The sequence below is a fragment of the Altericroceibacterium xinjiangense genome, from assembly GCF_003958635.1.
Taxonomy (GTDB): domain Bacteria; phylum Pseudomonadota; class Alphaproteobacteria; order Sphingomonadales; family Sphingomonadaceae; genus Altericroceibacterium_A; species Altericroceibacterium_A xinjiangense.
This window is the reverse complement of record NZ_RSEK01000023.1, coordinates 1-11,656: the sequence shown is the minus strand read 5'-3', so window position 1 is coordinate 11,656 and position 11,656 is coordinate 1. Positions and strand designations below refer to the sequence as shown.

The following is an 11,656-nucleotide window of genomic DNA, read 5'->3' as shown; positions in this document are numbered from 1 at the left end:
GGGCTCGCGCATGCGCTCGAGAAGTGTTTGCGCGACCTTCGACACATCCTCGGCCCCGCTCGCGCCAGGCAGGATGACGGCAAACTCGTCCCCGCCGAGGCGAGCGACCGTGTCGCCAGAGCGGACTGCCTGGCGCAAGCGAGAGGCCAACTTGCGCAGCAGTGCATCGCCGGCTGCGTGACCGAATGAGTCATTAACCTGCTTGAAGTGATCGACATCGAGGTGAAGCAGGCCGACCTTGCTGCCTTGGGCGCTGGCGCAGGCAAGTGCCTGCTGCAACCGGTCATAAAAAAGCCTGCGGTTAGGCAGTTCGGTCAGCGCGTCGTGCCTAGCTCCCCAGTGGGCTTTCTCCTCGGCAGCTTTCCTTTGGGAGAGATCCTGCATTGCGCCGACCGTTCGTACAGCCCGACCATGCTCATCCCGGACCACGTATCCGCGCGAAAACACTGTCGCATAGCTGCCATCCGCACGGCGGAAGCGATACTCGCAAATGAATTGCTGCTCGCTCGAACTGAGCGCCTGATGAACCTTGTGGAGCGCCGCAGCGCGATCCTCAGGGTGAATGTGATCCTCCCACCACCTCAGATCAGTGCCGAGTTCCTCAGCGCGATAGCCGAACACGTCGAGTGAACGGGTCCATTCCAGGCGCCCGGTTGCAGCGTCGAAGTCCCATATCAGGTCGTTCGTGGCCCGGGTCGCCAGCCGGTAGCGTTCCTCCGCCTTTTTCAGCGCCTTCTCAGTCCGGACCTGCTCGTCGACATCTTCCGCCACTCCATACCAGCAGACGATCTGGTTCTTTTCGTCACGGCGAGCGCGTGCGTAAACCCGAAACCAGCTGTACTCTCCGCTCGCCAATCTGAGGCGAAAGCGCATATCGAACGGTTCACCGGAGATGAGGGAGTCCTTCCAGGCGGGCAAGGCCCAGACGGCATCGTCAGGATGAAGCGCAGCGGCCCAGCCTTGGCCCTGAGCTTCTTCTTCCGACATCCCGATGACCTCAGACCAGCGAGAGCTGACCCCGGTGAGGTTCCCATGCTCGTTAGCGGTCCAGGGGATTTGTGGGCTGAGTTCAACGGTGTAGCGGTAGTGCTCTTCGCTTTCTCGCAGGCGCTGCTCAGCCTCGACCTGCTCGTGGATGTCCTCTGTCAGACCGTACCAGCGGATCACCTCGCCTTGTTCGTCCCTCCGGGGATAAGCGCGGGTGCGAACCCAGCGGTAGGCTCCGTTCAAGCAGCGGAGGCGGTAACGAAAGTCGACAGCCGGGTTTTCTGCCTGCGCTTCCCCGAGCAAGGAATGCGCTACATCGAGATCGTCCGGGTGGGTGTACCTCAACCAGCCTGAACCAAGCGCCTCGTGTACCGGGAGGCCGGTAATCCTGGTCCAGGTTGCGCCCATGCTCAGGACATTCCCGAAGCGATCTGCCGTCCAGGGTATCTGCGGACTGAGTTCGATAGTGTACCGATAGTTCTCTTCGGTTTCTTTCGCCTGCGCCTCTGCTTCGCGCAGGTAAGTCACGTCGAGGCAGGTGCCTCTTACGGCAACGACAACGTCTTCTTCGATGACGGGGCGGACCTTCGCCCAGCAGACCCGGACTTCGCCATCGGCCCGGAGGATGCGGAACTCATGCTCGTAAGGCTCTTGGGTTGCGACGACGCCAAGCAGCTTGGTCATCGTGCCTTCGCGATCGTCCGGATGGATCAGCGCAAAGGTGCTGTCCAGGGTCGGCTGGAATATAGCCGGGTCCTGGCCCGTGATCTTGTAAAGCTGCTTCGACCAGGCGAATTCCTGCGTCCCCGCGGTCCAGTGCCACAAGCCTACGCTGATGATCTCCTCAAGATCATCCAGCGCGGCGTCGAGGCTTGTTATCTTCTGGTTCATTCTTCAACCTTCGGAATCCTGCGCACCTAATAACAGGCCATGCTGGAGCCATTCTAGCGCCTAAGATGTGTATCACCACCGGGAATGTCCTTAGATTTATAAAGATTATACCTCAAAAACTCCAGCCTTGTTGGGCAGGGGTGCGATAACAGGGAGACCAATATTTATATGCTATACCTACTGTTTCCGGTAGGAAGGGGCTGCCCAGCTTGTTTGCAGTTTTGGCGGGCGCTCGGGATATTTGAACAGTGAGGTGAATGAATTGCCGGCCTAATGAGACCTCACATGACGATATTGAGGTCTCATTACCGATGAGCCCGGTGGCCACCGAGATCGAATTTGCAGGAGTGGGGCATGCCCCACTCCTGCAAACCTCAACCTCCCGCGGGAACTACACCACGAGCGCGGACGCTAACGACCGAGACCTGCTTTGTGAGCCTCATACAGTTGATGAAGGCGCTCGAATTCCTGTTCAGATGAAATTCCTTCGGGCCGGTCACCTGTTGGCTCCAGCATGGCCTCTTCGTCCAAACTTTTGCGGACACGCTTCGAGCTCTGCTTTTCTACCGAATCGAGTCTGACTGAGGGACCGGGGTTAACGGCATCTGCATTTTGGGACCGCTCGTCGTTTTGCGAGACCTTCTGCTGCTTCGTTTCTTCAGCGCGAGCTGCAATTAGCCGGGATTGGCCTTCGCCATCGGCATTTGCTGTCTGTGCACGCCGCCGCTTGGCAGCGTCCCTCAGGTCGCCCATTCTGGCGCTAGCCGGCTTCGGTCTCTGTAGGGCATTCAGGGCTGACGCCATAAAATCAGGTGATCTGCCCTCGGTTGTTGTCCCATGCTGGCTGGAGGAGGGAGCCGAGACGTTGCGCTCCTCATCGACTTGAAGCACCATCTTGTCCTGGTCCGGTTTCGCGGCGCCCGCGATCGGCTCAGCATCGTCCCTGAGCTGCTGTTCGACTTCTGACGCAACGGGGGCGCTTGGCAGGAGGTCGACTGGCGCTGAGCGCAGCTCTTTCTGCCGGACCTCAGCGGCCGGCGAGGGCAGCGTATCCGCGCTCTGCCGTGTGATTACTGGCGCAGCGGCAGGAACGGCAGTATCCGTGGGTGCGGCGCTTTCATTGGTAACGGCCGTTGGATGGGCAGCACTCAGCGAAATTGCCGATGGGATAACGGCTTTCTCCGCGACGGCCACAACTGTGTCCGCAGGTCGCTCGTCGCTCATCTGTGACGGAGCTGCGGTCCCCGGCGCCGCAACTTGTTCCTCTCGCGCGCGCAGCTGGGTAAGTCGAATACGGGCTGCCTTCTTCACTTCCGGCCAATCCCTCGTGTGAATGGCGACCGCCTTCAGCTCAACATCTGCAATCTGATTCCAGTCGATCCATCCTGACTTTCGATCGACAAAGGAAACGAGCTCTTGCGCTTCGACGTAGCGCAGCAGGCGACGGAGGTGATAGTGCTGTTCATCGACCGCCCCCGTCATCATAGCGTTGACGCCATCGTGGTGGTCAGGATGCAAGAAGGCCGCTCGGGTCTTCTGATCTCCTCTCTTCTCGAGGAACTGTAGGATGGACCCGTGATCATCAACGGAGGTAACGCGTAGGAGACAATTACCGATTGCGTCACCCAGTTCGCGAATGCGTCGGCGTCGCCAGTAAGCTGCTTCCTTTTCAGCCTCCGCTTGAGCCGCCGCGACAACGGCGTCGGCTCGTGCCTGCTCCTGTATAGCGGCCTCTTGGGCCTGCCGACGCGTTCGCTCTTGCTCCTGGTCTGCGAGCTTGGCTTCCGAAAGTTCACGCAGGCGATCGTCGACCGAGAGATTATTCCGGACTTGGCCGTGAACTCTGCAAGCCTCGGGATCAGCGGAAGCCCGAGACGCAAGGAATTCAGGCCACTTGAGTTGGCGCCCCGGCAGGGCCGAGGCTTGGGCTATTTCGACGAGGTGGCGGCTCCGAGTTTTGGCCTGGAGTCCGGCGCGAACGATCCGGCAGAGAGTCCGTATCCATGTCTTGCTGACCTTTCTCGTGGCAGCAAGTCGATCGCGCAGCGCTCTCACGATTGACCGGTCTCTTTGACGATCGGCCTTGTGCCGCTGCCGCATAAATTTCCGTTCGGCGCGCTGCTGGCGCTGCAACTTGATCAGGTCGTCGTATTCGCCTTTCAATCTGACCAGATGGTTGTCGCTCTGAAGTCTTCCTGGGATCGCTGAAATTTGAGGTGCGGGGACTGTCTCAGGCTCGTGCCGTGCATACCAGTCGCGGAAAGGTTCCTCGCTCCTCTTTTCGAGAGTTCCGAGGCCGCATGCCTTGCCGAGATCACTCGCGTTGCAGAAATGTGAGGGGTCACTTAATGCATAGACCTGAAGCCCCTGCCTCTTCTTGTTCGGGCCGGCGTAAGGGCGGAGTGCCAACCCTTGCTCTGCGAGCGCTTCGTTGCGCTCATCCCAGGTAGGAAGGTCTAGCGCCGCCTTAATCTCCTTCGCCAACCCTTTGGCGAGAGGAATCAGCCCTTCCTCACTTTCTTTCTTCAGCTGCCAGGTGGGGACGCGGATCTGCTCGTAGGTGTCCCGCTCACGGCCGAGTTGACGAAGTCCAAAATCAATCTCGACTTGGCGGGAAACCTTGGTTAGCCGCCACGCCAGATGGCTGTCCCAGCTCCGGGAGACAATATCGCGTCTCGGAAGAGCTTTGGCCTCTTCGGGACTTACCTCCCGCTTCAGCGATCGGGACACCTGCCGTCGCGGAGGCGGCGCACCATTTTCATCAACTTCGACGGTCGCAAGATGTAAATGCCCGTCGTCGTCGTGAAGGATCAGCAGGTAAGGCCTTCCTTCCAGACCAGTAGCTCTCAACATGCGATGGGCAAGATCACGGTATTGGGCCTCAGTGAGCCCCTTCTCGGCGCGAGCGATGAGGTGAACTGCGCGTCGAGTCCGATCGGGTGCCAGGGAGGCCTGTTGCCACAACTGGGCGGCGGCAGTCTTCGGGTGGAAGATGCCAGGATGTTCTAGCACTGTGGGGATCTCGGCCGACGCTGCGTATTGGCCCCAGCGCATGATGTAGTCAATCAGGCCGGGGAAGTAGTCTCCCCGCACGCATTTGATGATCATCGCGGACCCAGTTGGTCAAGATGTACATCAACCTTGTGGACGGCGTCTGTCAGCGCCTGGAGGGCGTCGCCGACCCAGGCAGATAGTTTGCCCTTGGAGTGCTCGGCGTCCTGAGGGCTGATGTACTCATGGCCGATCGCATGCATGAGTGCGCTAATCTTCGTAAGCGATACGCCGGCTCTTCCGAGTTCGGCGAGGAGAGCCTGGCCGCCGCGCAGAGGGACACGCTGATGGGCGGGAGTCTCGCGCCGGGGGCTAGTGGCTTCCACACCGATTTGCGCGCGAAGCCAGTCGCCTCGAGCGGTTGGTCCTTGAAAGCCGGCCGTAGCGACCGCTTCGTCAAATGCGATTATCTCCTCCGCACTCAAGCGAATACGGACATCGTTGGAACGCTGGCGAGCGTTGCTTCCAGAGCGCGAGCGGCTCAAGTCAGCTCTGCCTTGCGGGCGAGCCGGAAATGGGGGGCCCTTCCTTGCAAAGAAGGGCGAGGCCATCGACAGGCGGACACAGGTGCCCATAGAGCGCCGACAGGCGCCGGTCGTTCCGGGCATTCATACGCGGTGGATACGCCATTCCTTGCTACCGCCACTGTTATCTGTTGCTGTGGTTATATTGTTCAGGACAAAAAGAGTCCCAGCAAGAGGCTTGCCGAATTAATTTGCTTTTGGCGCATAGACATATCCGTGAAAACCTAATTAGAACCTTCGGTGAAGGAACCAGCAAATGAAGACACCAGAGCCAATAAAATCTAAACGCAAGGGCACTCGCAAACGTCCGACGCGCACAGTGGCTGTTACAGACGCTCAGAGGGATGAGCTTCTGCAGAGGGCACTTGAAGAAGCAAAGGAGGCTGCTCTAAGGCCTCCGCCTCCGCCCAAAATCGCAATCAACGAGATGATCGGTGAAGTGGCTCGGTTTGTACGCGAATGCGATCCTGCTCTTACAGAGCAGGCAGTCATTGAGGGCGTAATTAAAGCGCTGAATTCAGGTATATTTGGAGGTGCATTTGTTGCCCAGGCTCCCGGTACGATTGCGGAGCGAGTAAAGGCGAGCTTGGCTGAAGAGCGATCCTCGCAACCAATCCGGATTGAGGACAATTCTTATCCCTTCTAAACTTGCAGGCCGCAGAGTTTCGAGGGGCACCTGAGCGTCCCGCTGTAAAAGCCTTCTGGTGATTTCAGCTTTTGAGCTTCGGGCCTGCCGCTGGCGAATGAAGGCCCTCGACAACAGCATCGCCGCGAAGACAACCCTGAGCCCGGTATACGGTGAGCACAGTTTGTGCTTGCATTCGGCGGCGCGATTGGGCCCATCCGGTTGTGTTCAGAACGTCAGAAAAGCAGTCGGTCTGCAAGCGCCTCAAAGCTAATCATAGCCGGACCGGTTTGCCGATCCTGAAGCAGACTTTCTGAACCAGGGTTCTGCCCTACATGAGCTTGAGAATGAACGCGGAGGACCCCGCCGCGTTACAATCTGCCGGTTGGAACACAAGCAGGCCAAGAGAGAGAATGGCAGAATTCAATCCTCTGTTGAAATGTACGCCTCTGAGGCGTACGTAATTGAAGAGGTTGAATGAGGTTTACCGTGCTTGGGTTTCAGGATCAGGTCGGCGCCATTGAGGAGCGCAGCAGCGAGCGGATGAACTTCCGAACCAAGCCGCGCATCAAACAAGCCATCCAACGGGCCGCCGCACTCTCCGGCGTGGACGACTCCGTCTTCACAATGAACGCGGCTTATCGGTCGGCGATGGAGACCATCGCAGCGCATGAGCGTACGACCTTGCAGCCGGTCGACCATGCGGCCTTTTTCGCGGCCCTCGATACGCCGCCGGCACCCAATAATCGGCTGCAAGCGGCATTCGCTCGTCATCGCGAGACGATCATCAGTAGGTGACGGCGCGCGAGGACGCAAAGCTCAATGTTATAGAGCTGCTCGATCCCGCCAAGCACGATCGAGCGGCCTTTTCTTGCGGCATCACTCAGGTCGACAACTTCTTCCGCCGGACCGCAAACAAGCTCGCCAAAGCCGACAACGTCCGCACGTTCGTGATGGTCGGCCCGGGAGACGAGCTGATCGGTTTCTATGCCACGAACGCCCACGCAATCGACTACACCGAGTTACCCGACCGGTTTGCTCGCAACCGGCCCGCCCATGGGAGCATCCCGGCCGCGTATATTTCTATGATCGGCGTCGACAGCCGTTTTCAGGGACAGGGCTACGGTGGCGATCTGCTGGTTGATTGTCTGATGCGCTTGGCCGGAGCGGCCGATGTGCTCGGTATTGCCGTTGTCATCCTGGACGTGCTCGACTGTGGCGATCCTCAGAAGGTGGCAAAGCGTCTGACTCTCTACACCAGCTATGGCTTTGAACCGCTGCCATCCAATGGCTTGCGGCTATTCCTGCCGATAGCGGCGGTTCGGATGCTCACGCAGATGGACGGATAGGCTACGGGCAGGTGCAACATCCCACGGTTGTGACACCGTGGGAATGGCGGCGGCCCCGGTTCCCCACACCAAGTGTTTAGTCCCATCAAATCCTGGTGCAGCCACGCACCGGACAACTTTCAGATGGACAGGTTGAATACCACTGTGCAGCCGGTGAAAAGGTCCGGCGAAGTTCGCCGGACCCGATCACCTCGCGCGGGATGATCCCACGCACGGCCCCCTTCTTGAGATACGTCACTCTTCCGTCTGCCCCTCGCTCTCACCCCTCTCTGCGAACAGTCGCCCGATTGCGGGATAGCATTCAACGGGGATCGTGCTGAAGATGCGGGCAAGCGTTTCGTCCTCGCTTCGGGCAAGGCGGGCGCGAATGGCCGGTGCTTGTTCTTCGGCTTTGCGCACTTCCTCCTCGTCAATTTCGATACCGCGCGCAATGACCCCGTCCCGCGCCGCCTCGAGCAGTGTGATGGGATGCAGAGGGAGCATATCAGCGCCGCAGTGGAGGCACTCGGCTGCCCCCACGCGGTTCTGCCGGCTGCAAGCCGGACAGGCCCGAAAGTTCGCCTGGCGCGAGAGGAAGTCGCCGGCGCAATGGACGCACCGGGAGGCGCCCAGCGCGTTCTCACCGCCGCAATGCGCGCAGCGCTTCATTCGCGGCCCGTCCCCTCTGACGAGGGAGGAGGCCGGCATGTCCTCCTCGATCCGGCGCGCGTATTCCTCGAACGTGGTGAAGCTCGGCATCACCACGTAGGCCCGGCTGCGGTCGTTCGGGCCAGCGTTGCGCACCACCCGGCCAACAGCCTGGCGAAAAGCAAGCTCGGTCAATGCCTTGGGAAGGTAGACGAGGACGCGCAGCCGCGGGATGTCGACACCTTCCGATACCATGCCGACAGCCACTAGCCAGCGCATGTGCCTGGACACACGGAACGTCTCGATCCGGCGCTCGGCGTTCGGGTGGCCCGAGTGCACGATCATCGGCTCTGTGTCTTCGATGAGCGTGATCAGCCTGGCAAAGTAGTCCGCCATCTCGATGCTGGGGGCAATCACCAGTCCCCCGGCCTCGGGCATCTCGAGCCTGAGCTCATCGAGCTTGTCGCTCGCGCAGGCGATCATGGTTCCCTGGTATCCGTCCTTGCGCGGCGTCTTCTGGTCAGCCCCGAACTGCGGCGTCTGGGCAAGGCGGTAGAAATCAACCACTCGCTTCAGCACCTGGGGGGCTGGATGGCTGGCCGGGATGGCGGGCGTGTTGTCGCCGGTGACGGTGACCGTCTCGCCGCCGCCGATATCGACCGTGAACGCGCCGCGGTGGCGGTGGAAGGTCGCCGGACGGCAATAGCCCAGCTCGACCGCCTCGCCGTAGCTCAGCTTGAACATGCTCTCCTCCGGCTGCGCCAGGCCGCCGAACGCATCGAGGCCGAGCCACACCGACTGGGCGCCATCGGAGCGCAAGGGGGTTCCGGTGAGGACGAGCACATGGCGCGCCTCGGCAAAGGCGCTGTCGGCCGATGCGCCCCAGGCGGCCTCGATTGCGGCGTGGTGATGCTCGTCGCAGATGACCAGCACCCGTGCACTGGCACAGATATCCTGGAAGGTGTCGGCCAAGCCCCGGATTGCCGCCCAGGTGGCGCAGATGTCCGCGGTGATCGCACCGATGGAGTCAGCGCTCGTGATCTTCATCATGTGCCGCCCTGTCACATGCGCGAATTCCTTCGCCCACTGGTCGACCACTGCGCTCCTCGGCGCGATGATGATTACCCGGTCGATGTGGCCGGCATGGATCAGGTCGTGGGCGATGACGCAGGCGACCTTGGTCTTACCTGCACCGGGCGCCGCATCGATCACGAAAATGCGGCTTGCACTCGACAGATAGTGGGACACCGCTTTCTTGCGAGCGGACTGCTGCCATTCGCGGAGGTTGATCTTCATTGTATTGCCTTTGGAAAGATTGCAGCCGGCGCAGAGCGCCTGGCCGTTGGCGAGGAGGGTTTGGCCGCCTTTGCTGAACGGGATGCGGTGGTCAGCGTGAAAGCCTGGATGAATGGAATTGCCGCACTCGGTGCACAAACCGCTGCTGCGCATGGCCAGGATCAGCCGCTGGCGCCGGGTGAAGCACCGTCTCACCGGCTCACCCAGTATTCGGTGAGAGTGATGTCGGTGATCGGAAGTTCGGGCGGCGGGGTCAGCCTGGCGGCTTCGTTCACGCGGCGAAGCGCTGCGGCGTAAGGCAGTGGGCGCCGCTTTACCTCGTAGCCTTCCCGGCGAAGATCACTGATGATCTTGGTAAGGTCCGGCACGGCGAACAGCACCATCGCCTCGAGCCGGGTCAGCTCCTTGCCGCCGAGGAGATATTCGCGAGCGGCCCGGACACCATAGGGATTGAGCATCTTGAGTACTTCTTTCTGAAATTTCATCCCACCAGCGGGATGTACTTCAGGCAAAGCCTCCTATTCCCCTTCTCCTTACGGCTTACGCCGGGCAGCACGGTATGAAGGGGCGCCTTCGCAGCGCCCCTTCATACCTCTTCACGAGTAGTTCGCCCGAAACACGGCAAAGTAGCGCATTACCGCCGGACGGTCGTCGCCCCGATCCCACGCCGCCAAAAGCGTTCGGAGGTGCGGCGTCAGGAACATCGTGTCCCAGCCAAAGCCGGCTGCGCCCTCCCGGACCTGAGCTCCATTGGCGAGGTGCCGGCCAAGTTCGGGCGCGATCTGCCGGCGAAACTCGTCTGCATCGCCAGCGAAACCTGCCACGCAGTGGATGCTGACGCCTTCTCCCGTCGCGAAGTCTTCAACCGTCGCTATCCACACCCGTCTCGGTGCATCGGGCGATCGCTCCGTCTTCTCCCATTTATAGATGGCCGAGTTTGGCTCCGTACCCTCGACCGGTTCGGAGATTTCGCCGCTCTCGAGCAGTTCGCGCGCGCGGTCGACAGTCGCCTGCATCAGTTCGATCCGTGCGATGCCCTTGTCGGCGAGGTAACGGGCCGCCGCCTCCGACGGCTGTTCCTTCGGATCCTCGCTCATGCCTCGCGCTCCCCGGAAAGGTGCGCCTGCCAGTCCTCGGCAGGGCCATGGTCCGAGCACAAGTGGTAGTTTACCTCGCCGAAGTCATTGATCCCGACCCAGCAGGACAAGGCGAAGTGGTGGATGTGCGGCCCGTTGCCCGCAAGGCACGCGAGCCCGGGGGTATGCCCGCTCAGGATCACCGGAAGGCTTCGGGCTAGGAGGTGGCTGTGCGCAGCGGCAATGTCCTTCTCAAACGGCGGAAGCGCGGCCATGATCAGTTCCTTCCGCCGAACGACACCGGGTTCAGGGTGCGGAGAATGGCGCAATCGCGCTTCGCTGCATGCAAGAATGGCGCGCGGGTCTCACACTCGATCCCGCCGGCGGCCATCCGCAGGTAGAGACCACTGCCCTCGTTCGGGATCAGCCACAGAACGCCGTCTCCCGAGAACCACGTGACGTAGTCGACCAGCCAACCGGTGTTGCGCTGCAGGTAGGCATCGAAGCTGACACCCTGGAGCAGACCGAGACGCAGCAGCACGAAGTCGAGCTCCGTCGCAGAGGCAATCTGTTCAGCCTCTTCCAGGCAGAACGGCGGCGGACAGCTGGTCCCGCTGACGGCAAGATGGGCAAACGGCAGGACCATGCAGTTGGCCAGGTAGGAGTGCCGGTCGCGGGGACCGCAATCCACGGGCCCGCCGACGGTCTGGGCGAACGTGTTCACTTCAGCCGCAACCCAGTGGAACATAGGCGGCATGAGGTGTTCGCCCGTTGCCGGGCGGCTTTGTACAGCTGAATTCATCGGGATGTTCCTTGGACGAGAGATGGCGGCAAAGCCGGGCAGCTTACCCCTGGATTTTCATCCTCCTGGCTCTGCTACCTGGCCTCACGCCTTTCTTCTTCTGAAGCCGACGCAGCTCTCATGTCACATCACTCCCGGCATCGGGGTGCGAACAGCAGCGTGTCGCCGTGGGCTGAGCCGAAGCCGTGCTCGAGCCGGCTCTTCAACGGCGCGTCGGCAGGACGGATGCCGGTCGGACGCACCGCGAAGCAATCTTGGCTCTCGAGACCGTTCCCAGGATGAACTGTCCCGGGTTTTCCGGAAGGCTCCTACTTGTGAGAAGGAATAGCGTCTGGAGAACTCAAGGTGGTTTAGGCTCAGGACTCATTGCGGCAACCAGAAGATGACGGTCGCGGCGATGCAAATCGCGGACATGAAGGTGTGGGCGC

General features: G+C 60.8%; 10 protein-coding genes and 1 pseudogene. 3 read left to right on the top strand and 8 right to left on the bottom strand.

All coding sequences use genetic code 11. From position 1 onward, the window contains the following. A partial coding sequence (locus tag ELY13_RS13815) for a PAS domain-containing protein (RefSeq protein ID WP_126174498.1) occupies nucleotides 1–1,878 on the bottom strand: 1,878 nt, incomplete at its 3' end. Between the two features lie 411 nt (nucleotides 1,879–2,289). Beyond that, nucleotides 2,290–4,986, bottom strand: a complete 2,697-nt coding sequence (locus tag ELY13_RS13810; RefSeq protein ID WP_126174497.1) for a relaxase/mobilization nuclease domain-containing protein — start codon at nucleotides 4,984–4,986, stop codon at nucleotides 2,290–2,292. A 723-nt stretch (nucleotides 4,987–5,709) separates the two neighbouring features. Here ELY13_RS13810 and ELY13_RS13805 point away from each other — a divergent pair. From ELY13_RS13805 to ELY13_RS13795, 3 genes are all read left to right on the top strand, one after another. Then, nucleotides 5,710–6,099, top strand: coding sequence for a hypothetical protein (locus ELY13_RS13805; RefSeq protein WP_126174496.1), 390 nt, complete (start codon nucleotides 5,710–5,712; stop codon nucleotides 6,097–6,099). 456 nt (nucleotides 6,100–6,555) lie between these two features. After that, nucleotides 6,556–6,876: a type II toxin-antitoxin system TacA family antitoxin gene (locus ELY13_RS13800; protein WP_241233723.1), complete on the top strand. Its 321-nt coding sequence runs from the start codon at nucleotides 6,556–6,558 to the stop codon at nucleotides 6,874–6,876. Beyond that, nucleotides 6,873–7,427 carry a GNAT family N-acetyltransferase gene (locus ELY13_RS13795; RefSeq protein ID WP_126174495.1) on the top strand — a complete coding sequence of 185 codons (555 nt, stop codon included), beginning with the start codon at nucleotides 6,873–6,875 and terminating at the stop codon, nucleotides 7,425–7,427. The genes ELY13_RS13800 and ELY13_RS13795 overlap by 4 nt, the downstream gene beginning before the upstream one ends. Nucleotides 7,428–7,661: 234 nt before the next feature. Here ELY13_RS13795 and ELY13_RS13790 read toward each other — a convergent pair whose 3' ends face one another. The 6 genes and pseudogenes from ELY13_RS13790 to ELY13_RS13770 form a co-directional block, all read right to left on the bottom strand. Further along, nucleotides 7,662–9,350, bottom strand: coding sequence for a DEAD/DEAH box helicase family protein (locus ELY13_RS13790; RefSeq protein WP_164549821.1), 1,689 nt, complete (start codon nucleotides 9,348–9,350; stop codon nucleotides 7,662–7,664). Nucleotides 9,351–9,365: 15 nt separating this feature from the next. After that, nucleotides 9,366–9,503 (bottom strand): annotated as a pseudogene (locus ELY13_RS15795) (HNH endonuclease); the annotation flags it as partial. Nucleotides 9,504–9,541: 38 nt separating this feature from the next. Continuing rightward, nucleotides 9,542–9,835, bottom strand: coding sequence for a helix-turn-helix domain-containing protein (locus ELY13_RS13785; protein WP_126174493.1), 294 nt, complete (start codon nucleotides 9,833–9,835; stop codon nucleotides 9,542–9,544). A 111-nt stretch (nucleotides 9,836–9,946) separates the two neighbouring features. Next, complete coding sequence (locus tag ELY13_RS13780) at nucleotides 9,947–10,447, bottom strand: hypothetical protein (RefSeq protein ID WP_126174492.1); 501 nt, start codon at nucleotides 10,445–10,447, stop codon at nucleotides 9,947–9,949. Further along, the gene (locus tag ELY13_RS13775; protein ID WP_126174491.1) at nucleotides 10,444–10,701 is read right to left on the bottom strand and encodes a hypothetical protein; all 258 of its coding nucleotides are present in this window, start codon (nucleotides 10,699–10,701) and stop codon (nucleotides 10,444–10,446) included. Before ELY13_RS13775 ends, ELY13_RS13780 begins: the two co-directional genes overlap by 4 nt. Before the next feature lie 2 nt (nucleotides 10,702–10,703). Next, the gene (locus ELY13_RS13770; protein ID WP_126174490.1) at nucleotides 10,704–11,228 is read right to left on the bottom strand and encodes a hypothetical protein; all 525 of its coding nucleotides are present in this window, start codon (nucleotides 11,226–11,228) and stop codon (nucleotides 10,704–10,706) included. Nucleotides 11,229–11,656 lie beyond the last annotated feature (428 nt).